This is a genomic window from Actinomadura rubrisoli, assembly GCF_004349215.1.
GTDB lineage: Bacteria > Actinomycetota > Actinomycetes > Streptosporangiales > Streptosporangiaceae > Spirillospora > Spirillospora rubrisoli.
In genome coordinates, this window is the sequence record NZ_SMKU01000113.1 from 1 (window position 1) to 25,145 (window position 25,145).

Here is a 25,145-nt window from a genome sequence, read left to right on the forward strand (position 1 = left end):
GGTAATGCCAGCAGGTCATAACCCGGGTGAATGCCCCATCCCCGCCGCTGAGCTGGGCGGGGATGGGGCATTCACCCGGGTTATGACCTGCTGGCATTACCTGGCTTTTGTCGCGAATGAGACTGTTATGGCGTTCCTTCGGCCTCTCGCGCGGGGCTCCCCGCCCGGAATTCCCCCCGGCACCGGCAGGGAATTGCAACCGCTACCGCGCGAGAGGTGATACGACGCACGCCGGGAGAAAAGGCGGAAGCGAATGAGAACGCGTACCCGACCCGCCCGGGCACGCTGGCGCATCGCGTGTGGAGTCGCAGGAGTGGCCGCGGCCACCTTCGCGGCCTCGTCCGGTGTCGCCTCAGCGGGCAACCTCCAGATCAACCAGGAGGTCCAGCAGCAGAACCAGTGGTGCTGGGCAGCCAGCGGGCTGACCATCGCCAAGTTCCTCGGCAAGAGCACCAGCCAGAACGAGTTCTGCAACATGGCCAGGAACCGCACGGCCGGCTCCCAATGCCCGAACCAGCCCGGTTACCTGGAGTGGGCTCAGACGGCCTTTAGGAAGCTCGGGATCTCCGCCGGCACGGTGGGCGGCCCGATGGCGTTCACCGCGATCAAGGCTGAGATCGACGGCAACCGCCCGATCGAGACCGGTATCTACTGGACGGCCGGCGGCGGACACGCCCAGGTCATCTACGGCTACAGCGGCACCTCGACGATCGCCTACGGCGACCCGTGGCCCTCCAGCCCCCGCTACTCGGAGATGTCGGCCGGTAGCTACACCAGCAACGGCCAGTTCCGCTGGGGACAGGCCCTCTACCGGGTGGGAGCTTGAGCCATGCGCAGTACTGCTAAGTTCTCCGCGGCGGCCCTGACCGCCGGACTCGGTGCCTCCGTGTTCATGGGCGTCGGCCCGGCGATGGCCGCCGGCCCCGCGGACTCCGCGGCGGCGGGCAAGGCCGCCGCGCAGCCGGCGGCACAGAAGTGGCTCGCCTCGTTCTTCGTCCACCAGGACCAGTTCAAGCAGGGCAAGCTCACCAAGCAGACCGTCACCAAGGCCCAGGCGGACGCCAAGGCCCCGCGGCTTGAGACCGGCGCCCTGCCCGTCTACTCGCTGAACCCTGCGTTCGTGAAGGGCACGACGAGCGAGGTCGCGACGTTCGCCTACTACGCGGTCGGCGCGAAGTCGGCGACCGGGCAGCACGCGACGATGTGGCTGTCCAAGAGCGGCAAGAGCTGGAAGGTCACGAACATCGCCTCCGGCTCTGACGAGGCCGTGTACCCGGCCAAGGCGGCCGGCGGCACGGTGTTCACCGAACCGCAGATCCACGCCTGGTACCGGCTCGCGAACGGACGGGTCACCGGTCTCAACGACACCGCCGTCACCTCGGTCGGCAAGAGCGGCGTGACGCTGGCCGCCTACCAGCAGCTCGTCCGCACCAGGTACGCCGACAAGCTCCCCGGCTCCCAGTACCAGACCAGCGGGAAGCTCGGCGGCTACTCGCCCACCACGGGCGTCAGCAAGCAGTCAGAGGGCACGGGCACGGCGCCCGTCATCCTGGCGCTCGCCGGCGGCGGCGTGATCGCCGCCGCGGGGATCGCCGTGGCCCGGCGCAAGCGCGTGCTGGGCTAGCCGAAATGCGTGCGGGTTCCGGGGACCGCTGCCCCGGGACCCGCCGTCCTTTTTCAGGGCTCCGCCGTCCCTTCCCACGAGGGGGCGACAGGTTTTCAGGACGTGGCGACAGGGAGGGCCGGGTGCGCCTCGGGATGCTCGTCCCACCACTCGCCGTACACGCTCTGGCCGCGGACGAGGTCCATGTACACGTCGTTGAACAGGCCGCGCAGCCGTCCCGCCGCCTGCTCCGCCTCCGGCCGCCACACCAGGACGACCCGCTGCCCGAGCGGGTCCCCGGTGATGCGGCGGAACGCGACCCCTTCGCGGGGGCTCGCCGTCGGCTGGTACATCCCGATCGCGCGCCCCGACCGGATGATCGAGGACGAGATCTGCCAGTCGGTCGACCAGTACCGCACGCGCGGCTGGAAACCGGCCTCCGCGCACACGCCCCGCAGGTAGGCGGGCCACGGGCCGTCGTCGAGCGGGTCGTCGAGCCAGTCCACGTCGGCCAGCTCGTGCAGGTCGATGGTGAGGCGCGCGGCCAGCGGGCTGCCGGAGGCCATCCCGACGAGCGCCGGCTCGCACTCCACGAGGACGAGCCGCTCCAGGCCGTCCAGGACGGGTGGGGTGTAGTTCACCGGCTCCTGGAAGAGCCCGATGTCGAGGGCGCCCGAGGCGAGCAGCGCCGGGATCCGTCCGCCGCCCTGGTCGACGCGCAGTTGCAGCCGGGCGTCCGGCGCCAGCGTGTCCAGGCGGTCGCTCAGCTTGGGCAGCGGCGGGCACGCCTGGATCCCGACCCGCAGCAGCGGCAGGGCCTCGGGGTCGCGCAGGCGGTGCGCGAGCGCGGCGTTCAGGTCGTCGATGCAGGACAGCGCCGCGCGCGCACGGGTGGCGACCTCCGCGCCCACCGGCGTCGGCATCACGCCCTCGGGCGACCGGACGAACAGCTGCACGCCCAGATGGCCCTCGACCCGGCGGAGCATCGTGCTGACCGCGGGCTGCGTGAGGTTGAGGCGGGCCGCCGCCTTGCTGATGCTGCCGGTTGCGGCGATGGCCTCGATCATCCTGAGGTGGTGGGGACCGAGATCCACGAGCATGCTCCTGACCGTGCCTCTGCCCCGTCGACTCGATTCAAGCGCATATTAACCCTCCATACGCCCGCACAGAATAGAAATGCGTGCCAGACCGATAACAGTGTTGCGCGGTTTCGCTACTGTCCGTGAGCCGCGTCCAGCACCTGCCGCGGCGGGCTACTGCGGGCCGGTAGCCGACCTCAGGGCGGCGATGACGGCGGTGAGCTGGGTGAGGAGGCCGGCCAGGCTCGTCTGGTCGGTGCCGTTGACCGTGACCGAGCGCAGCTCGTCCGGCTTGGGCAGCCTGGACATGATCTCCGGAAGCGAGGCGATCAGCCGGCCCTGGACGGCGGCGGGGGTGCGCCCGTTCTCCAGCTCCGCGCGGGCGCGCTCGCGTTCGATGTCCAGGAGGGCCTGGCCGTGGCGCGACTGGGCGCGGAGGTCGGCCAGGGCCAGCTCGGCGTCCAGTTCGAGGCGCCCCAGCTCCTGCTCGCGCTCGACGCGCAGGCGGCCCGTCTCGGCCTCCTCCGCGTGCCGCTCGCGCTCCATGCGCAGCGCGTGCCGGGTCGTCTCGGTCTCCAGCTCGGCGACCTCGCGGGAGTCGTCGTGCTCGCGCCTGGTCCGGCGGAGCCGCTCGGCGACCTCGGTGTCGAACCGCTCGGCCTCGTTGCGGGCGCGCAGCTCGTCCAGCTCCCGCTCGTGCTCCAGGCGCTGCGTCTCCTTGAGCCGGGCGGCGGCCATCTCGCGCTGCGCGACCGCCTCCTCCGCCTCCAGCTCCGCCAGCCGGGCGATCTGCCCCTGCTCGGCCCGGTAGGGCTTCTGCAGGTTCTCCCAGAGCCGGGACGAGCTGACCACGGCCTCCTTGATCTGCACCGTGACGATCCGCAGCCCGAGGCCCTGGTCGCTGTGGTCCTCGCCCTCGGCGACCGCGCGCAGCCGCGCCGTCAGCTCCTCGATGATGGGCTGCTTGTCGCTGAGGACGTCCCGCACGCCCATCGTGGAGACCTTGTCCTTGATCGCCGCCTCCGCCTGTTCCCTGAGCTGGAGGTTCACCAGGCGCATCGGGTCGCCCGCGTCCCCGAAGTCCAGCTTGCGGTAGGCGGTGGCGAAGTCCTGGATGATCCACTGGACGTAGCCCTGGACGAGCACGCCCTGCAGCTCCTGGCAGATGCAGTACGCGTTGATCAGGATGGTCTGCGCCGCACCCGGCACCACCAGGAACGAGTCGGTGGACGGGTTGAACCGGAACGAGACGCCCAGGCCGACGTGCAGCGGCTCGTCCCGGCCGCGGCGGGTGTGCACGACGAACGCGTTCGGCGGGACGAGGACGTTCTTCCAGCGCCAGAATCCGCTGATCCGCACGTCGACGGGGCCCGGGGCGGGCCGGTCCCCCGTGGCGGCGAGGGCGCGGTGGCGCTTGGCGAGCGGCCCCGCGGGCGGCCCGGCGGCGCCCGGCGCGGCCTGCGGCGCGGCGGCCCGCCTGGCCCGCAGGTCGTCTTCGAGCACCGCCTGCTGCGCGACGACCTTCTCAAGGTAGGTGTTGCCCTGGTCAGCGCTGCTCACATCCGGCATGCCGGACACCTTAGTGCGGGCTGAACCCTGTGCCTGGGCGCTTGCGTACCCCCGTGTGTGGCAGCGCATGAGCGGCGGGCACCCCGGGCCGACCCGCCGATGCTCGCGATCGGGGCCCTGGCGACGGCGCTGGTCGTCCTCGCGCTGGCCGTGCGGCTCGGCGGGGCGTTCGGTGCCGCCGCGACCCCCGGCCTGTCGCAGGCGGGGGCGCTGACCAAGGTCGGGCTCGCGGTCGCCAAGCTCGGGATGAACGTGGCCTCCGTCCTCACGGTGGGCTGGCTGCTGGCGGCGGCGGTCCTCGTTCCCGAGCGGTCCGGGACGACCCGGCGGTGCCTGCTCGCCGCGTCCAGGAGCGCCATGGCCTGGGCGCTGTGCGGGCTGGCGCTGGTCGCGTTCACGGTGTCGGACCTGTTCGGCGTCCCCGCCACCGGCATCACCGGGAACATGCTGCGCACGTTCCTCATCGAGCTTCCGCAGGGACGGGCGCTTCTGCTCGTCATCGCCGCCGCCGTCGCGCTCTCATTCGCGGCACGTCTGTCCGGCGCCGAAGGCGCGGCCGGGTACCTGCTGATCGGCGCGCTCGCGGGCCTGATGCCGCCGCTGTTCACCGGCCATGCCGCGTCCGCCGCGCACCACGCGCTCGCCGTCCACAGCCTCGCCGCGCACGTCGCCGGCGTCTCACTGTGGATCGGCGGGCTCGTCGCCCTGGTCACGGTCGCGCCGGACGTCCGCGACCGGCTGCCCGAGACCGTCCGGCGGTACAGCGGTCTGGCGCTGGTGTCGTTCGCGGTCGTCGGGGTCAGCGGCGCGGTGAACGCCTGGGTGCGGCTGGGCGGCGTCCACCTCGGATCCCGGTACGGAATGCTGGTGGTGGCCAAGGCGGCGGCGCTCCTCGTCCTCGGCGCGATGGGGTGGTGGCACCGGCGCGCCACCATCCCCGCCCTCAGCTCCGGTGCGGGCGCGCGGGGCTTCGTCCGGCTCGGGGCCGCCGAGATCCTCGTCATGGCGGCGGCCATGGCGCTGGCGACCGGGCTGTCCCGCACGCCGCCGCCCGAGGTGTCGCCCGGGACGCTCGATCCCGTCGCGCTGCGGCTCGGCTTCCCCCTCCCCGGTCCGGCGGGACCGGGCCCCTACCTGCTGAACTGGTGGATCGACCCGCTCTTCCTGGTGCTGGTGACGGCGGGCGCCGTCCTGTACGGGGCGGCCGTGTTCCGCGTGCGGCGGGACGGCTGGCCGCTGCACCGCACCCTGGCGTGGACGGCGGGCCTGGCCGTCGTCCTGCTCGCGACCTGCGGCGGAGTCGCGCGCTACAGCATGGTCCTGTTCAGCGCGCACGCCGTCCAGCACGTCATGGTGGGCCTGGCCGCGCCGCTGCTGCTGGTGCACGGCGCCCCGCTGACGCTGGCGCGCAAGGCGCTGCCCTCCGCCCGGACGCTCGACGCGGTGGCGGGAAGCCGGGGCGCCCGGGCGGCCGCCCACCCGGTCGTCGCGTCGGCCTTGCTCGTCGTGAGCCTGTACGGCTGGTACGCCTCGCCGCTGTTCGCGTCGTCCCTCGCCAACCACGCCCTGCACTCCGTCGCCATGGCGGGCTTCCTGGCGATCGGGCTGGCGTTCTTCGCCGGGACGGCCGGGCCCCGGGCGCTGCTCGCCGCCGTCCCGCTGCACGCGCTCGCCGGCATCGCCCTCGCGCGCCCCGGGACGGTCTTCGCCGGCGGCTGGTACGGCACGCTGGGCCGCACCTGGGGCGCCCCGCCCCTGGACGATCAGCGCCTCGGCGCCGCCGTCCTGGCGGCGGCCGCCGTGACCGCGACGGGCGCCGCGCTCGTCCCCCGGCTACTCGCCGCCGTCCGGAGCGGACGCCAGCACTAGGCCGAGGTGCATGCCGAGTTCCTCGAACACCGCCAGGTCGGTGACCGTGAAGGGCGGCCGCTCCTCGCCGCGGATGAGGAGCAGCGCCCCCAGGACGTCCTCCTCGTCCCGGATCGGGACGCCCACGGCGGACCCGGTGCCCAGCTTGGCCAGCGCCCGGCGGGACTCCGCGGTCCCCCCGAACGCGCCGCTCTCCCACAGCGGGATGTGCAGCGTGGACTCGCCGGTCTGGACGATGTAGCGGGACACGTCCGCCGGTTCGAGGGAGCGCAGCGTCCGCGTGATCGACGGCTCCTCCTCGTCCTTGGGGCCCGCCACCGCGGCCCGCTCGACCGCCGTCCTGCCCGGCCAGTGCCCGCGCGCCGGCCGTCCCCCGCCTGCGGGCCCGACGGCCAGGTCGGTCACCGCCCAGTCGGCGCACTCGGCGGCCAGCAGCTCGGTCGCCTCCGTCACCAGCCGCCGGGACGGCACGTCGCGCGCGCGGAGCAGCAGGCGGGTCATCCGGCCCATCACGTCCAGCCGCCGCACATACGCGGCCACGGCCATGATCTCCTGGTGCGGCTCCGGGCTGAGGTCCGCGGTGACCAGCACGGACGGCGCGCCCTCCGGGCAGAGGTCGAGCCGCGCGAGGGTGAGGCGGAGCTGCGGCGGGCGGCGCTTGGACGAGCCGAGGCGGCACGGCAGCGTGCCGGGGCACTCCTCGCGCAGGACGCCGGCCAGCTCGCAGCGGAACGACACCCGCCACGGCAGCTCGACGAACACCGCGAACGGCTTGCCGACCGCGTAGCCGGCGGTGACGCCGAGCAGCTCGGCGCCCTGCCGGTTGACCGCCCGGATCACGCCCGTGGCGTCCAGGACGAAGGCGGGCGCCGGGAGCTCGTGGAAGGCGCGGTGGACCAGGTCCCGCCGCCCCGCCTCGTCCCCGCCGAGCTCGGCCAGCCGCTCGATCTCGTCGATGCAGGCGCGCAGCTCGTCCTCGGCGTCCTCCAGCTCCGTCAGCGCGAGGGCAAGGGCCGGCTCGGAGCGGCGGAGGCGGGTCAGGCGGCCGCTGAAGGCGTCCAGGTCCCTTCTGAAGGCAGAGGTGTCCAGTCGCGGGGTCATGGCGTGAGGCCCTCCCTTGCCCGGCGGTGATCCCGGATACCAGGAATTCTCCTCAGTTTGGGCGGGAAAGGAAGCCGTAACCTGACAATCCCTCTTGCCGTCAGCCATCCTCGCTGGTCAAGTGATCCATAATGATGATCACGCCGCGGGGGCGGCCCGGCTCGTCGCGGAGCGGGACCGACTCCACCCGCAGCCGGATCGTCCGGCCGCGCCGGTTCACCGCGTCCACCGCGGTCTGGGCGGCGCCGCCGCGCTCGGGGTCGGCGAGCATCCGGCGCAGCGACGGGACGATCTCGCGCACCGGCAGGCCGATGTCGAGCGTCTCCAGGTCGCGGCCCTGAGCCTCCTCCGCCCGCATCCCCCACAGCTCCTCGGCGCCGCTGTTCCACACCTTCACCCGCAGCTCCTCGTCCACCACCACCGCGGCGGCGCCCAGGCTGCGCAGCACCGAGCCGAGGAACGAGTTGGCCGAGTCGAGCTCCTCGCCGCGGATCCGGAGCGCGTCGTTGATCTCCTGGAGCTCGTCGTTGGTGGACTGGAGCTCCTCGTTCATCGTCTCCAGCTCCTCGTTGGTCGACTGGAGCTCCTCGTTGGTCGTCTCCAGCTCCTCGTTGGTGGACTGGAGCTCCTCGTTCGTGGTCTCCAGCTCCTCGTTCAGCGACTGCAGCTCCTCGTAGGCGCGCTCCAGCTCCTGGTTCGAGTGCTCCAGCTCGTCCCGCAGCCGCCGGTAGTGGGTCACGTCGGAGAAGCTGATGCCGACCCCGACGGCCTCGCCCGGCCGCCGGAACAGCGGGACGACCTGGACGTGGAACACGCTGGGCTCGGCCCCGGCGGAGCGGTGCCACACCACGTCCTGCAGATCCGCCGGCCGGCCCTCCTTGCCGACCTGCTCGATCACCGACCGCAGCTCCGCCGGCCGGTACGACACCTCCAGGTCCTGGAAGGGCCTGCCGATGTCCCGGGGCCGCAGGTTGAACAGCAGCTCGGCCCGCGTGTTGGCGACCGCCAGGTTCCCGGCGAGGTCGACGGCGAGCTGCGCGACGGGCCCCGCGTCGAGCGCCGCCTGCTCCAGCCGCACCGACGGCGGCGCGGCGGTCCGCGCGCCGTCGTCCCACACCTTGGAGGGAAGACCGGGGACCTCGACGTTCGAGATCTTGCGGAACAGACGCTTGCGCAGGTCGATCGGCTCGAACCGGTCGCCGTGGTTGAGCAGCATCTCGGCCTTGCCGAGGAACAGGTAGCCGGGGTCGCCGAGCGCGAAATGGAACCGCCTGATCACCCCGGTCTGCGTCTCGGCGTTGAAGTACATCAGCGTGTTGCGCGCCACCAGCAGGTCGACGCGCGAGATCGGCGCGTCGTGCGTGAGGTCGTTGCGGCCGAAGATCACCTGCCGGCGGAGGTCGCGGCGGAAGGCGTACCGCTGGCCCGACCGCTCGAAGTAGGACTCGCGCAGGTCCTCGGGGACCTCGGCGACCTGCCGTTCGGTGTAGCTGCCCGTCCGCGCCTGCTGCAGGGCGTCCTCGTCCAGGTCGGTGGCGTAGATCTTCACCCGCTCGCGGAAGTCGGCGGTGCCGAGCGCCTCGGCGAGCACGATCGCGAGCGTGTACGCCTCCTCGCCGGTGGCGCACCCGGCGCTCCAGACGCGGATCGGGCGCGCCGGGTCCTTGGCGGCGAGCATCTCGGGCACGACGGTCTCGCGGAGCGCCTGCCAGGCCGCCGGGTCGCGGAAGAAGCCCGTCACGTTGATCAGCAGGCTGTCGAAGAGCCGGGCGAACTCCTCCCCCTCCAGCTCCAGGAAGTCGCGGTACTCCTCGACCCCGGCCAGGCCGAGGGCGTCCATCCGCCGTTTGATCCGCCGCGTCAGCGTCGTCGGCTTGTAGCCCGTGAAGTCGAACCCGCGGGTCTCCTTCAGCATCAGCAGGAGGTCCTCGAACCCGTGCTCGCCAGTCTCGTTCTCCGCCACGCTTCGGAAGCGTACGCTTCCCCGTCAGCAGATCACCGAGAGTCAGGCCGCTCTCCGGCCTGCGAGAGGTATTCGATCAGGGACCGGATCGTCTCCAGCGCCTCCCCGCTCTCCCGGGACGAGGCGTCGAAGATCTCCGCCGACCTGACATGGCCCCGCTCCTTCGCGGACGCCGACATCCGCCGGGTCAGCCGCACGCGCTCCTCCAGCCGGAGCGCCGCCACCCACAGCGCCCGCTCGACCGCGTCGGCCTGGCCGCCGAGCAGGCTGTCGGCCGACCAGCCGTGCCCCAGCCTGCACTCGTACCGGGACGGGCGGACCTCCGAGCGCACGTTCAGCGGACCGCCGCACTCCGGGCAGGTGATCCCGCTCCAGACGCCCGGCGGCTCCTTGGCCACGGGCTCGGTCTCCAGGTAGGTCTCGGGGTCGACGCGCGGCCCCGGCGCTCCGATCCCGACCGGTGTGCGGCTCTGCTCGGCGATGAAGGCCCCCAGTTCCGTCACGGGGAGGGCGACGGCGTTCCGCGTCGCCGCCAGCGCCGCCCGGGGCATCCCGTCGTAGGCGCAGTCGTCCGGGTCCTGGACGGCCACGATCCCGCCGGCCTCCTCGACGACGGCGGCTCCGGCGGCGCCGTCGTCCAGCGTGCCGCTGAGGACCACCCCCACGACCCGGGGGCCCCGGGCAGCGGCCGCGCTCCGGAACAGCGGGTCGGCCGCCGGACGGTGACCGTGCTGCTTGGGGCCGTGCGAGACGTGGACGGCACCGTCGCGGACCAGGAGGTGGTGATCGGGCGGGGCGAGGTACACCCGGCCGTGGCGCAGGCCCTCCCCGTCGACGGCGGCGGCCGCCGGGAGCTTGCCCGCGCGTCCGAGGATCCCCGGGAGCGCGCGCCCGCCCGTGGCCGGGACGTGCAGGACCACCAGGACGGAGGCCGGGAGGTCGGCGGGCAGCTCCGCCATCACCGCCCCGAGAGCCTCGATGCCGCCGGCCGACGCGGCCATGACAACGACGTCGCGCCCCGGTGCGGTGCCCATGGCGAACTCACGGCCCATGGCGGACTCATGCCCCGACGGGCGGGGCTCATGTATGCGGATTCGTGGGCTCGCCGTGAACCCGGGAGGCCCGCTCCCGGTCCGCGTCCGCCAGAGAGCGATGCTCGCGCGCGCGGTCGCGGTGCCGATCCGCGTCGCCGGTCGCGGTGTCGGCCAGGTGGTCGTGCAGCACGGCCGCACGGTCGTGGACGGCGCCCGCCCGGTGGTAGGCGGCGATAGCGGCCTCGCCCGCCCGCGCGGCGTTCAGGGCGGCCAGTCGGACCAGTTCGGCGGAGCGCAGGACGCGCGCACGACCCGAGCCGCCGTTCGGCGGAGCGTCGGCCAGCTCACGGCTCCGGTCCCGCAGCTCCCGCAGCCGCTCGCGGACCTGCTCCAGCCGTCCGCCCCCCGGGCGTTCAACGCGATCGGGCTCCATCGTTCCATTGTCGTCCCCTTCCGGCGCGAAAGCTCCCATGAAGAGGGGGCAATCTCCCGTATCCCGACTCTCCCCGCGAAACAGGCTATGCCGATCACTAGCTCGCGGTAACGTCGCGAACGCGGTCCGTATGCGGTCGAAACCCGAGGAGTGGATCCATGAGCGGCCACGTCCTGCACTCCCCGGGCCCGATCTCGGAACCGTCCGGCAGCCTGATCGGGCTGTCGCGGATGGTGCTGCTCGCCCTGGACGGGCGCGGCCGCGTCCTGCACTGGGACCCCGGCGCCGAGCGGCTCTTCGGCCATCCGGCCGAGGTCGCGCTCGGCCGCGTCTTCGGCGAGCTGTTCGGGGTGCCGGGCGGGCAGGGCGCCGCGCTCGACCCGGCCCAGCCGGGGCCCGTCCAGGCGACGGCGTTCTCGGCGCCGCTGCTCCGCCGCGCCCCGCTGAAGATCAAGAACGTGTCGTGGTGGGTGTACCGCCTGCCCGCGGGCCGCCCGGCTCCCGAAGGGCATGACGGGCATGACGGGCTCAGTGTGCTCGCCTTCGCGACGGAGACGGCGTCCCTGCGGAGCGTCTCGCTGGGCCTGACGGTGGGCGACCAGCTCGTCGTCCGGTCGGCGGGCGAGCCGGAGCCGCACCGCGGGCTCCGCGTCCCCAGCGTCGCCCCCTACGTGCTGCCGGTGGAGCCCCGGCACCTGCCGCGGCTGCAGGACAACCTCACCGAGGTCCTGGACGGGCTGGACCTGCCCGCGCCGGACGGCCTGGCGGAGCTCACCGGGCGGATCCTCGACCTCGGCTACCCCGCGATCAGCTTCATCGTCGGCGCCCGGCTGCCGTTCGACACCCGCGACGGCCTGGTCTCCGACGAGACCATCCTCTCCGCGCGGGCGGCGCCGGAGGGCCTGGCGTTCCTCAGCCGGGCCGGCGCGCGGATCGGCAGCCGGCTCGACCCGTCGCGGACGGCGGAGGAGCTGGCCGGCGCGGTCGTCCCCCGGCTCGCCGACCTGGCCGAGGTCCACGTCGTGGACGACGTGCTCGGCGACTCCGGTCAGGGCGGCGGCGGGTCGTGGGTCGTCCGGAGGCTCGCGCGGTCGTCCTGCGGCCCGCCCGGCGGGCAGCCCGACCCGGAGCCGGTGGAGCTGCCCGCCGACGGCCTGCTGGCCACGGCGCTGGACGCCGCCGCCCCCGTCCACCTGCTCCGCGCGGACGCGGCGAAGGCGTTCGGCGAGCCCGTCCTGCGCCCGTTCTCCCAAGCGGGAGCGCTCACCGTGATCCCTCTCGTCGCCCGCGGCACGGTGGTCGGCGCGCTGCTGCTCGGCCACGAGCCGAGCCGCCGCCCGTCGGGGCAGGATCTCGCGGTCGCCGAGGAGGTGGCGCGGCTGGGCGCGACGTGCATCGCCGACGCCGCGCTCCTCGCGCGCGAGTCGCGGGCGGCCCAGGAGCTGCAGCGCAGCCTCCTGCCGAGCACCGTCCCCGACCTGCCCGCCGTCGAGATCCGCTACCGGTACCTGCCCGGCAGCCCCGGCGCCCAGGTCGGCGGCGACTGGTTCGACGCGCTCCCGCTGCCGCGCGGACGGGTGGCGCTCACCATCGGCGACGTCATGGGCCACGGCTGGCGGTCCGCCGCCACCATGGGCCGGCTGCGGACCGCCATCCACGCCTTCGCCTCGCTGGACCTGCGGCCCCGGTTCCTGCTGCGCAAGCTCGACGACGTCGCCCGCACCCTGGGCGGCGGCTGCTTCGCCACCTGCCTCTACGCCGTCTACGAACCGGAGACGCGGCTGCTGCGCATCGCCAACGCCGGGCACATCCCGCCGATCCTGATCGACCCGGCCGGCGCGTGCCGGTCCCTCCGCGTCCCGAGCGGGGTCCCGATCGGCGTGGGCGGGCACGCGTTCGGGCTGGCGCGGGTGGAGATCGAGGAGGGCAGCCGACTGGTGATGTGCACCGACGGCCTGGTCGAGCGGTCCGGCCAGGACATCGACGTCCGGCTCGACTTCCTGCGCGCCCGCCTGTCAGGCCCCCAGCGGACGCTGGACGAGCTGTGCGACACCGTGGTCGGCGCCCTGAGGGCCGACGAGCGGCGCGACGACGTCACCCTGCTCGCGGCGGAGTTCCGCAAGGTGTGCCCGGACACCGCCCGATGACGGGCCGGGGGTCAGGGCGCCCTAGCGCGCCCGCGTCCTGCAGTGGACGAGCAGGCCGGGCGTCGCGTCCCAGCCGATGAGCCGGAACAGCTTGTCGATGTGCGTCGACACCGAGTGCAGGACGAGCAGGTGCCCCGACTCCCGCAGGACCCGCGCCGCCTGCGTGATCGCCCGCAGCCCCGCGACGTCGATGAAGGCGATCTGGCTCAGGTCGACGTGGACGTCCCCGGCCGCCCGCTCCTCCGCGGCGTGCAGGGCCCGCGTCAGCTCCACGGCGTTCGAGACGTCGACGTCGCCCGACACGCGCAGCCAGGGCGAGCCGGTGCCGCCCGCGACCCGCAGCAGCGCGGTGTCGACCTCGACGAGGTCGTACCGGGGGGCGGCCCGGTCCGGGCGCGGCACGTCGGCACCGGGCTCGCCCTCCCCGCCGCTGATCCGCCAGACCGTCATCCGCTCCTCGCCCTCCGGAGGGGGACGCCCTACCCGGGCGGCCACGTATATGCCACGATCTCACCTGTTCTCAAGATCTGGACCTCAACGCGCAGGAAAACCCGCCCTCGGGAGGCGTTCATGGATGAGCGGACGATCCTCCAGTAACCGGAGCCGCCAAGCCGCCAAGCCCAAGGATCTGTCTAAAGGTGGCCTGGCCCAACCCCCCAGCCGTCGCGCGAGCGCGCGACCTGACCGGTGGGGCGAAGCCGAAGGCAAGCCCCACCGGGAAGATCGCGAAGCGATTCGCGCTCGCACAAGCACGGTCAGGGGGCGAGCCGCCAGGCGAGCCCCCTGGGCCGGGATTGAATGAGCACAGCGCGCTCGCACAAGCACGGTCAGGGGGCGAGCCGCCAGGCGAGCCCCCTGGGCCGGGATTGCAGTTAATACAGTTCAGGGAGGAGGCAGCTGGGGGTGATGGGGAGGCCGCGGATGCGGACGCCCGTCGCGTGGTAGACGGCGTTGGCGATGGCCGCGGCGGCGCCGACGATGCCGATCTCGCCGATGCCCTTGGTGCCCATGGGGTTGAGGTGCGGGTCGCTCTCCTCGATCCAGCCGGCCTCGATGGAGCGGACGTCCGCGCAGGCGGGCACGTGGTATTGGGCGAGGTCGCGGTTCAGGAAGTCGCCGAACTCCTCGTCCATGACCGACTCCTCCAGCAGCGCCATGCCGAGCCCCATCGTCATGCCGCCGATCAGCTGGGAGCGGGCGGTCTTCTCGTTGACGATCCGTCCGGCGGCGAAGATGCCGAGCATGCGGGGGACGCGGACCTCGCCGGTGTCGACGTCCACCTCCACCTCGGCGAACTGCGCGCCGAACGCGTGCCGGGCGTAGGCGTCGCGCGCCTTGATCTCGTCTGCGGTGTCGGCGGACGCCTCGATGCCGTCCGGCGGCACGGCGCCGTTCAGCCGGCCGAGCAGCGCCTCGCAGGCGCGGACCACGGCGAAGCCCCAGCTGGAGGTCCCGGCGGAGCCGCCCGCGACGGACGCGGCGGGGAACGCGCTGTCGCCGATCTCGACCCGCACGCGGCCGAGATCGGCCTTGAGCGTCTCCGCGGCGATCACCGTCAGGGTGGTGCGGGCGCCGGTGCCGATGTCGGACGCGGCGATCCGGACGGTGAACGTGCCGTCGGGCTCGGCGCGGGCCGTCGCCCGGTTCGGCCGCAGGTAGGCGGGATAGGTGGACGCGGCGACGCCCGTCCCGACCAGTTTGCGGCCCTTGCGGCGGACGGCGGGGGCGGGATCGCGGCCGGCCCAGCCGAACCGGTCGGCGCCCTCGCGCAGGCACGCGACCAGGTTGCGGGAGCTGAACGGCAGGCCGCTCTCGGGCTCGCGGTCCGGCTCGTTGCGGACGCGCAGCTCGACGGGGTCGATCCCGGCCGCGACGGCCAGTTCGTCCATCGCCGATTCGAGCGCGTACATGCCGGGCGTCTCGCCGGGCGCCCGCATCCACGACGGCGTCGGGACGTCCAGGCGCACGAGGCGGTGCGAGGTCCGGCGGTTCGGGGCCTGGTACATCACCCGGGTCGGGGTGGTGGTCTGCTCGGCGAACTCGCGGACGGTGGACGTCTGCTCGACCGCCTCATGGATGATCGCGTTCAGCCGCCCGCCGGCGTCCGCGCCGAGCCTGACCCGCTGGATCGTCGGGGTCCGGTACCCGGTGGTCGCGAACATCTGCTGGCGGGGCACCGCGAACTTGACCGGACGGCCCGCCGCCCCCGCGGCCATCGCGGCGAGCACGGCGTTCGGGCGCGGCGTCCCCTTGGAGCCGAATCCGCCGCCGACGTGCGGCGACACCACGCGCACCTGCTCCTTGCCGAGCCCGAAGATCTGGGCCAGCGTGTCCTGGACGATGGAGGCGCCCTGGTTGGAGTCGTAGAGCGTGAGACTGCCGTCGCCGTTCCACTGGGCGATGGTGGTGTGCGGCTCCATCGGGTTGTTGTGCTCGGCGGGAGTCGTGTACGTCGCGTCCACCTGGACGGCGGAGCCCGCGAACGCCTCCTCGGGTTCGCCCTTCTCGGTGTCGGTGGGGAACGCGGGATTCACCTTGTCGGGTTTGTAGAGGCCGCCGTGGTCGGCGCGGAGCCGCACGTCCGGCGCCTCGGACGCGTACTCGACCCGGACGAGCCGGGCCGCCTCCCGCGCGGTCTCCAGCGTCTCGGCGACCACCGCCGCGACGAACTGGCCCCGGTAGGAGACCGTCCGGGACTGGAACACCGCCAGCTCCCCGTCCGGGACGGAGCTGAGCCGCGGCGCGTTCTCGCACGACAGGACGGCCAGCACGCCCGGCAGTTCCAGCGCGGACGCGGCGTCCACGGCGGTGATCTCGCCGCGCCCGGCGCTCGCCTGGACGGCCGCGGCGTAGGCGACGCCGTCCACCGGGTACTCGAACGCGTAGCGCGCCGCCCCGGTGACCTTCTCGCGGCTCTCCAGCCGGTCGAGCGCCGTCATGTCCCCTCCCCCAGCTCGGTCAGCGTGCGGACGATCAGGTTGCGCGCGAGCGGCACCTTGTAGGCGTTGTCGCGCAGCGGCTCGGCCGCCTCCAGCTCGGCCTCGGCGGCGCGCAGGAACGACTCGGCCGTCGCCGGGGCGCCGCGCAGCACGTCCTCGGCGCGCCACGCCCGCCACGGCTTGTGGGCGACGCCGCCCAGCGCCAGCCGGACGTCGCGGACCACGCCGCCGTCCAGGTCGAGGGCCGCCGCGATCGAGACGAGCGCGAACGCGAACGAGGCGCGCTCGCGGACCTTGCGGTACCGGGACGGCATGCCGAGCGGCGGCACCTCGACCGCCGTGACCAGGTCGCCCGGCTCCAGCACGGTGTCGCGTTCCGGTTCGCCGCCGGGCAGCCGGTGGAAGTCCTCGATCGGGACGGTCCGCTCACCGGCGCGGCCCCGGACCCGGACCGAGGCGTCCAGCGCCGCCAGCGCCACCGCCATGTCGGACGGATGGGTCGCGACGCACGCCTGCGAGTGCCCGAGGATCGCGAGGTTGTGGTGCTCGCCCTCCCGGGCCGGGCAGCCGCTGCCGGGGTCGCGCTTGTTGCACGGCTTGGCGGCGTCCTGGAAGTAGGAGCAGCGCGTCCGCTGCAGCAGGTTGCCGCCGACGGTCGCGAGGTTGCGGATCTGGCCCGACGCCCCGGCGAGGACGGCCTGCGCCAGCACCGGGTGCCCGGCGCGCACCGTCCGGTCGGCGGCGAGGTCGCTGTTGGTGACGGCCGCGCCGATGACCAGGCCGCCCTCGGCGTTCAGCTCGATCTGGTCGAACGGCAGGTGCGCGACGTCCACGAGCCGGACGGGCTCCTCGACGCCGAGCCGCATCAGGTCCACCAGGTTCGTGCCGCCGCCCAGATAGGCGGCGCCGCCGTCGTGCAGAGCAAGGGCGTCCTCGGCGGTGGCGGCGCGCTCGTACGCGAAGGGCCTCACGCGTCCGCCCTCCTGGCCGCCGTGTCGCCGGACCGGGCCGCCGCGTCGCGGACGGCGGCGACGATGCCCATGTAGGCGCCGCAGCGGCACAGGTTGCCGCTCATCCGCTCGCGGATCTCCGCGTCGTCCAGGACGGGGTCGGACGCCAGGTCGGCGGTGACGGCGCTCGGCCAGCCGCGCCCCGCCTCGTCCAGCACCGCCGTCGCGGAGCAGAGCTGGCCCGGGGTGCAGTACCCGCACTGGAAGGCGTCGCGCTCGATGAACGCCTCCTGGACGGGGCTGAGCCGCCCGCCGTCCGCCAACCCCTCCACGGTGACGATCTCGGCGCCGTCGTGGGCGACGGCGAGCGCCAGGCACGCGTTCGCGCGGCGGCCGTCCAGCAGGACGGTGCACGCCCCGCACTGCCCGTGGTCGCAGCCCTTCTTCGACCCCGTCAGGCCGAGGTCCTCGCGGAGCACGTCGAGCACGGACGCGCGGGTGTCGACGCTGATCCGGTGCTCGTTCCCGTTCACGGTCAGGGTGATGGCGGCGTGCACCGGAGGGGCGCCGCCGGATGTGTTCGCGCTGTCCATGATCTCCCTCCTACCCCGGATCGCCGGGGTGAGTCAGGACCGATCGGCGGCGGCGCGGGCGGAGCGGGACATCGGGTCCGGCGGCCGGTCAGCCCGGCTCGGTGAGGATCTCCGCGACCTGCCGCGCCGTGTCGGTGGGCAGCGGCGCCGGCGCCCCCCGCCACTTGCGGGACGCCGCCAGGGCCGCCGCGCCCGCGCCGCTCCCGTAGGCGGCGGCCGTGACGAACGACGCCAGCTCGGGCGGCAGTTTCCGCTCCAGGAGCTGGACGCTCATCCGGTACGTCGCGGCGGTGGCGACGAGGCCGAGCGTCCCGGCGAGCGCCCCGAGCCGCAGGGCGGGCAGGCTCTTCTTCGCCTTGGCCGCCATCTCCCGCTGCGCGGCCTCGATCACCTGCCGAGCGAGCGCGAGGTTCTCCTCCAGCGACCCCTCCAGCGGCTCCTCCTCGACCCTCGCCGCCTCGCCTGACGTGCCCATGACCTCGCCTTACCCGTAACAAGGCAAAGGAACCGGGTCAGAAATCTCTCACCATACGTAACTTTATGACTGCTGTAAGTTGCGGATCAGATGATCCCGACAGAAAGAGGTCCGGAGGGTGCGACCGTTCGAGCTGCCCGACTTCTACGTCCCATATCCCGCCCGTCTCAACCCCCATCTGGAGGCGGCGCGCGCGCACAGCACTGTCTGGGCCCGCGAGATGGGCATGCTGGACGACACCCGCGACCCCGGCACCCCCGAGATCTGGGACGAGGCGAAGCTGGACGCGATGGACTACGCGCTCCTGTGCGCCTACACCCACCCGGACTGCGACGGCCCCGAACTCGACCTCATCACCGACTGGTACGTCTGGGTCTTCTACTTCGACGACCACTTCCTGGAGGTCTTCAAGCGGCCCCAGGACCAGCCGGGAGCCAAGACCTACCTCGACCGGCTCCCGCTGTTCATGTCGTCCGAGCCGCCCGAACCGGAGAACGCCGTCGAGCGCGGCCTGATCGACCTGTGGGCGCGCACCGTCCCGGCCAAGTCGGACGCGTGGCGGCGGCGCTTCGCCGAGAGCACCGACAACCTGCTCCGCGAGTCGCTGTGGGAGCTGGCCAACATCAGCACCGGCCGCGTCCCGAACCCGGTGGAGTACGTCGAGATGCGCCGCAAGGTCGGCGGCGCGCCCTGGTCGGCCGACCTGGTGGAGCACGCCGCGGGCATCGAGGTCCCCGAGCGCCTGGTGGGGACGCGCCCGCTCCGCGTCCTGAAGGACACCTTCGCCGACGGCGTCCACCTGCGCAACGACATCTTCTCCTACCAGCGCGAGACCGAGAGCGAGGGCGAGATCAACAACTGCGTCCTGGTGGTCGAGCACTTCCTGGGCGTCGCGCCCCAGCACGCCGCCGACACGGTCAACGACCTGCTCACCTCCCGCCTGCGCCAGTTCGAGAACACGGCCCTCACCGAACTGCCGCCGCTCTACGAGGAGCACGCGCTCGACCCGGCCGAACGCGCGAGCGTCTCCGCCTACGTCAAGGGCCTGCAGGACTGGCAGTCCGGCGGCCACGAGTGGCACCTGCGCTCCAGCCGCTACATGAACGAGGCGGCGCCCCTCGGCATGTCCGCGACCCGCCTGCCGGCCCTGCTCGCATCGGCCCGGATCAGCCGTCCCCACGTCCCCTACCAGCAGGTGGGCCGGACGCCGCTCCCCGAGTTCGACATGCCGTACCCGGCCCGCGTCAACCCGCACCGCGAACGCGCCCGCCAGAACGTCATCGCCTGGTGCGGCGCCATGGGCATGTACGAGCCGCTCCCCCGCCACCCCGTCCCGCTGTGGACGGCCGAGCGCCTGGCCGGTTTCGAGTTCGCGATCTGCGCCGCGTCCCTGGACCCGGACGCCTCCCCCGAGGCCCTCGACCTGGGCACCCAGTGGCTCGCCTGGGGCACCTTCGGCGACGACTACTTCCCCGCCGTCTTCAACCGCGACCGCGACATGGCCGGCGCGAAGATCTTCAACGCCCGCGTCCCCGGCTTCATGCCGCTCGACTGCGGCGCCACCCCCGTCCCGGAGAACCCGTTCGAACAGGGCCTCGCCGACCTCTGGCACCGCACCGCCTCCCCCATGGGCGCGCGCGGCCGCGCCGAGTTCCGCGAGGCCGTCGAGCACATGGTCGAGAGCTGGCTGTGGGAGCTGAACAACCACCTCCAGGGCCGCGTCCCCGACCCCGTCGACTACCTGGAGATGCGCCGCCGCACGTTCGGGTCCGAGCTCACCATGGCCCTGTCCCGCATCGAGCACGCCGCCGAGATCCCCGCGGAGGTCTTCCAGACCCGCACGCTCCGCGAGATCGACGCCTCCGTCATGGACGTCGGCTGCCTGATCAACGACGTCTTCTCCTACCAGAAGGAGATGGAGTACGAGGGCGAGGTCAACAACGGCGTCCTCGCCGTGGAGAACTTCCTCGACTGCGGCCGCGACGAGGCCCTCCCCATCGTCAACGATCTCATGAGCGCCCGCCGTCGCCAGTTCGAGCACCTCGTCTCCGCCGAGCTCCCCGTCCTGTCCGACGAGCTCGCCCTGGACGACACCGCCCGCGCGGGCCTGGCCGCCTACGTCGAGGAGCTCCGCGACTGGATCGCCGGCATCCTCAAGTGGCACCACGAAACCCACCGCTACGACGAACGCCCGCCCCAGCGCACCACCGGCCCGTCCCGCCTCTTCAAACCCACCGGCCTCGGCACCTCGGCCTTCCACCTCTTCACGTCCCGCTAGCCCACGATGGCGCAACCCGAACCCCGCCGGGTGCCCGCCGCGTCAGTGAACGCCTGCGTCAGGAGGCCATGGAGGCGCGGACGGTCATCAGGGCGAACCCCAGGAGGTTCAGGCCGCACCAGGCGGACACCTGCGCGCGGCGCGGGTGCGGCGATGACGGCGGCGGCCGTCTCCTCGTCATCGAACAGGCGGGCCTTCTCGGCCATCATGTAGTGCTCGGCGGTCGCGTAGGTCGTCCCCTCCTGGACGTCCATGCCGGAGAGGATGGCAGGCCCGCGCCGGGGTGGGCGAACGGATTTCGGCCGGCGGAATGGTTCACGGGGAGCACGCGTTTCGCCTAGTGGGAGCGCCCAGGTCTAGACCATGTTGCTAAACCGGGTGGGTCTTCCGGGAAAATCTCCTTTTCGGTCGGCCCGGATGCCGAGAGTCCGGGACGCCAGTCCGGACTGTACGGGAGGACAGCAGCAGCAATGGACAACCCTCTGGCCAACCCTCGTCGCACGAAGCTCGACGCCTGGCCGTCACGGCGGCCGGTGGACTCGGACGGCGATCAGGCGGGACGTCCCGCCGACGCGGAGTCCGCGGCCGCCGAGGAAGAACTCGCCGGCCGCTGACCGCGGCTCTCCGCCGGGGCCCGTCCGCTCGCCGGACGGGCCCCGGCGCCTTTCATCGCCCAGGACCCCGAGCAAGGGTTCACGGGTAGCCGGACGTGGGCGCATCCATTCCGCCGACCTGGACGCCGCGACCGCCGCGCTCGGCGTGCCCGTCCCGTGCCAGACTTCACAGTCATGGACGAGGACGCGTTCTGGGAACTGATCGAGCGGTCGCGGCGGCACTCCCCGGGCCCCGGCGCCCGGCTGGCCTGGCTGGGCGACGCGCTCGCCCAGCGCCCGCTCGGCGAGATCGCCGACTTCCAGGTCCGCCAGGACGAACTGCGCCTCCGCTCCGACACCAACGCGCTGTGGGGCGCCGCGTACCAGATCCTGGACGGCCTGTGCTCCATGGACGGCTTCTGGTACTTCCAGCCCTGGCTGATCGGCCTCGGCCGCGACGTGTTCGAGCGCGTCACCGCCGACCCCGACACCCTCGCCGAGCTGCCCGCCGTCCAGCGCCTGGCCTGGCGTCCCACGCAGGACTGGTCGGACGACGAATGGCCCGGCTGGGAGGGCTTCAACCACCTCGCCGCCGAGGCGCACGAGCGGCTCACCGGCACCGAGGGCAGCCTGCACGAGGCCCTCGAAGCCCGGGGCCACGACACCCCGCACGACACCGCCCCCCGCGACCCCGGCTGGGACTTCGAGGACGCGGCCGAACTGGCCCGCCGCCTGCCCCGCCTCTCCACGCTCTTCCCCCTTTCCGCCCGGGAGGAGCGCGACCAGCGCGACCGCGCCGCTTTCGAGAGCCTCCTGGCCGAACGCGGCCAGACGGAAGAGCAGTTCCTGGCCGAACTGGGCGTCCAATGGCTCGCCTGACCCCCTACCCCACCACCCAGCGCCCCGCCCAGCGCCAGAGGCCGTCCACATGGCGCCTCTCCAGACCCTCCGCGGCGTTCACGGGAACGAGCCGCAGCGCGCGGCGGTAGCGGAACGCCTGACGCCTGACGGTCAGCGGGATGACGTCGTCCACCCACGCGAACGGACGGCCGTCAGCGTGCCGCAGGATCGGTGCCCACTTGCGCATTCGCGGGATCTGCAGCAGCGGCGTTCGCGGATCGCCGGGCCTGGCGTCGTAGGCGGAGAACTCCACGTGCGGCAGCTCGGGCAGGCCGAGCAGCGGCCCAATGTAGCGGTTGGCGTGCGCCTCCCAGGTCGTCGCCCACACCAGGTCGAACCGGTCTGCCAGCTCGCGGAGCCAGTCCCCGTGCTCGGGGTTGATCCGCACGGTGAACCGTCCGGCCGTGTGCTCCCCGAAGCGCGCGGCGTCGCGGGGCGCGTCCGGGTTGAGGACGCCGTCGACGTCGATATAGAGGACGGGCCTGCACCCGCGTCGCGTGCCCGGCCGGGGGACGTCGCCTAGCAAGGGATGCGGGCCGTGTACAGGCCGTCGTCGGTGGCGACGGTGATGGTGCCGTCGGCGGTGAGGGCGAAGTCGTTGACGGGGGCGGGCACCTTGACCTGGTGGGACGGGGCGGGCGACGCGGCATCCCAGGCCAGCAGCGTGCCGGGCCGGCCGGGCAGGTCGGCTGCCACGATGAGGCGGCCGGACACCGTGGCCGCGGCGACCTGGTCGCAGTGGTCCGGGGCGCCCAGGGCGGCGACGCGCCCGCCGTCGAGGTCGCGGACCAGCAGGCCGGAGTGGCCGGGCTGGACGAGGACGGTCCCGGCGGGTCCCTGGGCGAACGCCGCGTGCCGGGAGCCCGCGGACGGCAGGCAGGCGACCTCCTCACCGCGCTCCACGTCCAGGACGCTGACGTAGTAGGCGTCGACGACGTCGTCCGCGCCGTCGACGCGCTCGATGTCGCAGGTGAGGCCGATGAGGGGGCCGGTCGCGGGCGGGGCGTGCAGGAGCCACCGGTCGATGGCCGACCAGTGCCCGAGCCACACGCCGAACTCCTCCAGCCGGTCGCCGGTCGCGGCGTCCCACACGACGACCTCGGCGTCGTGCGCGGGGCCGAACACGGCGACGACGGCGCCGCGCCCCTCGTAGACGGCCAGCCCGACGAGGTCGGGCTGCGCGGCGCGTTCCGGCTCCAGCACCAGCTCGGCCCCCGACGCGAGGTCGTGGACGTGCATACGGTCGCGGTGGGACCACGCGACGACCGGGGAGCCGCCGGGCAGCAGCCCGAACGCCCACTCGGTCCCTTCGTAGGGGAAGTCGGGGATCGGCGGGCCGAGGGCCGCGCGGGCGGCGAGGTCCCACGCCTGCCCGAGACAGGCGCCCTCCCCCGCCCGTGAGGCGAGGACGAGCGGTGGCCCCGCCGTCGTCGCGGCGACGCTGTCGTACGTTCCGGGCGCCAGCGGAAACGCCGGCACGCTTTCGGGCATGTGACGGAGGGTAAAGCAAGCGGTCCAGATCGTTCCAGCGTGTCCGGAAAACGCATGGGCCGCTCGCCGTCCACGGCTCCAGAACGCGGCGCGGCGAAGGCTAACAAATGCCGTGAATGCGGACGATTGACGGTGTACTCGGCTAGGTTTCGACGACACCTGACGAAGAGGAGGGGCGCATGGGCGCTTGGGGACACGGGCCGTTCGAGAACGACACCGCGATGGACTTCGTGGGCGGCCTGGCCGACGGCCCGGCGGACGCGGTTCCGGACAGGCTGCGCACGGCGATGACCGTGGTCCTGGAGGCGGACGGCTATCTGGAAAGCGACGAGGTGGAGGCCGCGCTCGCCGCGGCATGCCTGGTCACGGCGCGGATCGACGCGTCCGTGCCGCTGGACGGCAGCGCGCGCAAGTACCTGGAGGAGCTGGAGTTCACCCCCGGCGACGACCTGCGCGACCTCGCGTCCCGGGTGTTCGTGCGGGCGCTCGACCCGTCCGACAACGAGTGGTACGACGTCTGGGCCGACAGCGGGGCGTTCACCAAGGTGGAGGCGGCCGTATCCGGATACCGCCGCGCCCTCGCGCACGGCCGGTCCTGAGCATCCGCGCGGCGAGCCGTCCGGTCGCGCGGGGGCGGAGCGCAGACGGGCGGGACATCGCTGACGCGGGCCGCCATGCCCGCGGGCACACTTGAGGGGACGTCCATCGTGGATCTGACGGCTCAGACGGCGGGGGCTCCGTGGCTCTCCATCCGGTGGACGGTGATGACATGCCGCATCAGCGTCGTCAGCACCTCCTTGCCGGACGCGCGGTCCCGCACGTCGCACAGGACGATCCGCGAATCCTCGCCGAGGTCGAGCGCCTCGCGGATCTCCTCGACGGTGTAGTCGTAGCCGTCGTCGAAGCAGTTCACGGCGACGACGAACGGCAGGTCCCGGTTCTCGAAGTAGTCGACGGCCGGGAAGCAGTCGGCGAGCCGCCGCGTGTCGGCGAGGACGACGGCGCCGAGCGCTCCGTAGGACAGCTCGTCCCACATGAACCAGAAGCGGTCCTGGCCGGGCGTGCCGAACAGGTACAGGACGAGGCCGTCGCGGATCGTGATGCGGCCGAAGTCCATCGCGACCGTGGTCGTGGTCTTCTGCTCTACGCCCTCGATGTCGTCCACGCCGACGCCCTGGTCGGTGAGCAGCTCCTCGGTCTGCAGGGGGCGGATCTCGCTGACGGCGCCGACGAGCGTCGTCTTGCCGACCCCGAATCCCCCGGCCACGAGGATCTTCACCGCGACCGGCGCGGCCGGGGCGGAGCCGGCGGCGGCCGCCGCGGCTTCAGAGGGCTTGGAGTCCATGGAGCACTTCCCTGAGCAGACGTTCCTTGGAGAGCGCGCTCTCCGGCTGGGGGCGGGTCACGGCGATGAACCGGTGGTGCAGCAGGTCGCCGAGCAGGACGCGGACGACGACCAGGGGAAGCCTCATCCTGGCCGCGATCTCCGCGACCGGCTGCGGCTGGAGGCACATCTCCAGGATGTCCAGGTGCTCGGGGCCCATGCCGGGGCTGCCCGAGCGGGGCCGGGCGGCGGTCGACACGATCGTGATCATGTCGAAGCCCTCGCCCGTGGCGGGCCTGGCGCGCCCGCGCGTGAGGGCATAGGACCGGACGATCGGCCCGGCCTCCTCATCGAGCCATTCGCTGCCAGGACCGCTCATCGCCCGTCACGAATCCTCGTCATGGAGGGCCTCCGCGCGGCCGCGCCGCGTTCCCTGCTGGATGGACGACATCATCGCCCGCGCCTCCTCGGGCGAGCGCCCGGCGCGCGGCTGCGGCGCGGGCGCGGGCTCCGCCGCTGCCTCCTCCTTCAACTGTGTCGCGAGGCTCTCCTGGCGGACGCGCTTGGGCAGCGGCGGCCGGTCGGCGGGACGGGCGCCGGCGGGGCGCCGCCTGACCTCGCGGGGCGACCGGGGCAGACGCTGCGGCGTGGACCGCGTCTGCTCCAGCTCGGCCTCGTACGCGGCCTCCGGCGGCGGCTCGGGCGGAGTCTCCCCCCACCCGGACGGCGACCGGCGCTGCGGCGGCATCGGCCCCTGCACCGGCTCCTCGAACACCGGCCGCGGACCGGTCGTCTCGGACACCC

Annotated in this window: 24 protein-coding genes and 1 pseudogene; 8 read left to right on the top strand and 17 right to left on the bottom strand. The window is 73.3% G+C overall.

Annotated features, from left to right (window positions below):
- Positions 1–313: 313 nt before the first annotated feature.
- On the top strand, positions 314–826 hold the full coding sequence (locus tag E1298_RS21290; RefSeq protein WP_207944764.1) for a papain-like cysteine protease family protein: 513 nt from the start codon (positions 314–316) through the stop codon (positions 824–826).
- 3 nt (positions 827–829) lie between these two features.
- Complete coding sequence (locus E1298_RS21295; RefSeq protein WP_131895924.1) at positions 830–1,624, top strand: hypothetical protein; 795 nt, start codon at positions 830–832, stop codon at positions 1,622–1,624.
- Between the two features lie 95 nt (positions 1,625–1,719).
- Here the strand turns inward: E1298_RS21295 and E1298_RS21300 are convergent, their stop codons facing one another.
- Together E1298_RS21300 and E1298_RS21305 are read right to left on the bottom strand one after the other, a co-directional pair.
- A complete protein-coding gene (locus tag E1298_RS21300; protein WP_131895926.1) occupies positions 1,720–2,703 on the bottom strand; it encodes a LysR family transcriptional regulator in 984 nt (327 codons plus the stop codon).
- Between the two features lie 153 nt (positions 2,704–2,856).
- Complete coding sequence (locus E1298_RS21305; protein WP_131895928.1) at positions 2,857–4,251, bottom strand: SPFH domain-containing protein; 1,395 nt, start codon at positions 4,249–4,251, stop codon at positions 2,857–2,859.
- A 99-nt stretch (positions 4,252–4,350) separates the two neighbouring features.
- Here E1298_RS21305 and E1298_RS21310 point away from each other — a divergent pair, with 99 nt between their 5' ends.
- Complete coding sequence (locus tag E1298_RS21310; RefSeq protein ID WP_165975582.1) at positions 4,351–6,120, top strand: bifunctional copper resistance protein CopD/cytochrome c oxidase assembly protein; 1,770 nt, start codon at positions 4,351–4,353, stop codon at positions 6,118–6,120.
- On the opposite strand, the gene E1298_RS21315 is transcribed toward E1298_RS21310, so the two are convergent.
- The 4 genes from E1298_RS21315 to E1298_RS21330 form a co-directional block, all read right to left on the bottom strand.
- The gene (locus tag E1298_RS21315) at positions 6,085–7,221 is read right to left on the bottom strand and encodes a PAS domain-containing protein (RefSeq protein WP_165975583.1); all 1,137 of its coding nucleotides are present in this window, start codon (positions 7,219–7,221) and stop codon (positions 6,085–6,087) included. The two genes, E1298_RS21310 and E1298_RS21315, sit on opposite strands and share 36 nt — an antisense overlap.
- A gap of 100 nt (positions 7,222–7,321) precedes the next feature.
- On the bottom strand, positions 7,322–9,184 hold the full coding sequence (locus E1298_RS21320) for a CheR family methyltransferase (protein ID WP_243725714.1): 1,863 nt from the start codon (positions 9,182–9,184) through the stop codon (positions 7,322–7,324).
- Positions 9,185–9,216: 32 nt separating this feature from the next.
- Positions 9,217–10,236 (bottom strand): chemotaxis protein CheB, encoded by a 1,020-nt coding sequence (locus E1298_RS21325; protein ID WP_207944765.1) that lies wholly within the window; start codon positions 10,234–10,236, stop codon positions 9,217–9,219.
- 28 nt (positions 10,237–10,264) lie between these two features.
- Complete coding sequence (locus E1298_RS21330) at positions 10,265–10,651, bottom strand: hypothetical protein (RefSeq protein ID WP_131895934.1); 387 nt, start codon at positions 10,649–10,651, stop codon at positions 10,265–10,267.
- 158 nt (positions 10,652–10,809) lie between these two features.
- On the opposite strand from E1298_RS21330, the gene E1298_RS21335 reads away from it, so the two are divergent.
- Positions 10,810–12,798 carry a SpoIIE family protein phosphatase gene (locus E1298_RS21335; RefSeq protein ID WP_131895936.1) on the top strand — a complete coding sequence of 663 codons (1,989 nt, stop codon included), beginning with the start codon at positions 10,810–10,812 and terminating at the stop codon, positions 12,796–12,798.
- A 21-nt stretch (positions 12,799–12,819) separates the two neighbouring features.
- Here E1298_RS21335 and E1298_RS21340 read toward each other — a convergent pair whose 3' ends face one another.
- The 5 genes from E1298_RS21340 to E1298_RS21360 form a co-directional block, all read right to left on the bottom strand.
- Positions 12,820–13,248, bottom strand: coding sequence for an STAS domain-containing protein (locus tag E1298_RS21340; protein WP_131895938.1), 429 nt, complete (start codon positions 13,246–13,248; stop codon positions 12,820–12,822).
- 422 nt (positions 13,249–13,670) lie between these two features.
- On the bottom strand, positions 13,671–15,737 hold the full coding sequence (locus E1298_RS21345) for a xanthine dehydrogenase family protein molybdopterin-binding subunit (RefSeq protein WP_131895940.1): 2,067 nt from the start codon (positions 15,735–15,737) through the stop codon (positions 13,671–13,673).
- Positions 15,734–16,708, bottom strand: coding sequence for an FAD binding domain-containing protein (locus tag E1298_RS21350; RefSeq protein WP_131895942.1), 975 nt, complete (start codon positions 16,706–16,708; stop codon positions 15,734–15,736). Before E1298_RS21350 ends, E1298_RS21345 begins: the two co-directional genes overlap by 4 nt.
- Positions 16,705–17,280, bottom strand: a complete 576-nt coding sequence (locus tag E1298_RS21355) for a 2Fe-2S iron-sulfur cluster-binding protein (RefSeq protein ID WP_207944766.1) — start codon at positions 17,278–17,280, stop codon at positions 16,705–16,707. The genes E1298_RS21350 and E1298_RS21355 overlap by 4 nt, the downstream gene beginning before the upstream one ends.
- 88 nt (positions 17,281–17,368) lie before the next feature.
- Positions 17,369–17,755, bottom strand: a complete 387-nt coding sequence (locus E1298_RS21360; RefSeq protein ID WP_131895944.1) for a phage holin family protein — start codon at positions 17,753–17,755, stop codon at positions 17,369–17,371.
- A gap of 118 nt (positions 17,756–17,873) precedes the next feature.
- On the opposite strand from E1298_RS21360, the gene E1298_RS21365 reads away from it, so the two are divergent.
- A complete protein-coding gene (locus E1298_RS21365) occupies positions 17,874–20,033 on the top strand; it encodes a terpene synthase family protein (protein ID WP_131895946.1) in 2,160 nt (719 codons plus the stop codon).
- Here E1298_RS21365 and E1298_RS51230 read toward each other — a convergent pair.
- Positions 20,030–20,287, bottom strand: a complete 258-nt coding sequence (locus E1298_RS51230) for an NADAR domain-containing protein (protein ID WP_131895948.1) — start codon at positions 20,285–20,287, stop codon at positions 20,030–20,032. The genes E1298_RS21365 and E1298_RS51230 overlap by 4 nt on opposite strands.
- A gap of 216 nt (positions 20,288–20,503) precedes the next feature.
- Between E1298_RS51230 and E1298_RS48265 the strand changes: the two genes are divergently transcribed.
- A complete protein-coding gene (locus tag E1298_RS48265) occupies positions 20,504–20,647 on the top strand; it encodes a hypothetical protein (protein ID WP_165975584.1) in 144 nt (47 codons plus the stop codon).
- A 174-nt stretch (positions 20,648–20,821) separates the two neighbouring features.
- The gene (locus E1298_RS21375) at positions 20,822–21,505 is read left to right on the top strand and encodes a DUF4240 domain-containing protein (protein WP_131895950.1); all 684 of its coding nucleotides are present in this window, start codon (positions 20,822–20,824) and stop codon (positions 21,503–21,505) included.
- A 4-nt stretch (positions 21,506–21,509) separates the two neighbouring features.
- Here E1298_RS21375 and E1298_RS21380 read toward each other — a convergent pair whose 3' ends face one another.
- Together E1298_RS21380 and E1298_RS21385 are read right to left on the bottom strand one after the other, a co-directional pair.
- Positions 21,510–22,052, bottom strand: a complete 543-nt coding sequence (locus tag E1298_RS21380) for an HAD domain-containing protein (protein WP_131895952.1) — start codon at positions 22,050–22,052, stop codon at positions 21,510–21,512.
- Positions 22,046–23,017, bottom strand: coding sequence for a hypothetical protein (locus E1298_RS21385; RefSeq protein ID WP_131895954.1), 972 nt, complete (start codon positions 23,015–23,017; stop codon positions 22,046–22,048). Before E1298_RS21385 ends, E1298_RS21380 begins: the two co-directional genes overlap by 7 nt.
- 179 nt (positions 23,018–23,196) lie before the next feature.
- On the opposite strand from E1298_RS21385, the gene E1298_RS21390 reads away from it, so the two are divergent.
- On the top strand, positions 23,197–23,616 hold the full coding sequence (locus E1298_RS21390; protein ID WP_131895956.1) for a DUF4259 domain-containing protein: 420 nt from the start codon (positions 23,197–23,199) through the stop codon (positions 23,614–23,616).
- Between the two features lie 122 nt (positions 23,617–23,738).
- On the opposite strand, the gene E1298_RS21395 is transcribed toward E1298_RS21390, so the two are convergent.
- The 3 genes and pseudogenes from E1298_RS21395 to E1298_RS21405 all read right to left on the bottom strand — a co-directional run.
- Entirely contained in the window at positions 23,739–24,362 is a 624-nt protein-coding gene (locus E1298_RS21395; protein WP_131895958.1) for a GTP-binding protein, read from the bottom strand.
- On the bottom strand, positions 24,343–24,720 hold the full coding sequence (locus E1298_RS21400) for a DUF742 domain-containing protein (protein ID WP_131895960.1): 378 nt from the start codon (positions 24,718–24,720) through the stop codon (positions 24,343–24,345). The genes E1298_RS21395 and E1298_RS21400 overlap by 20 nt, the downstream gene beginning before the upstream one ends.
- A gap of 6 nt (positions 24,721–24,726) precedes the next feature.
- Positions 24,727–25,145: pseudogene (locus E1298_RS21405) on the bottom strand (hypothetical protein); the annotation flags it as partial.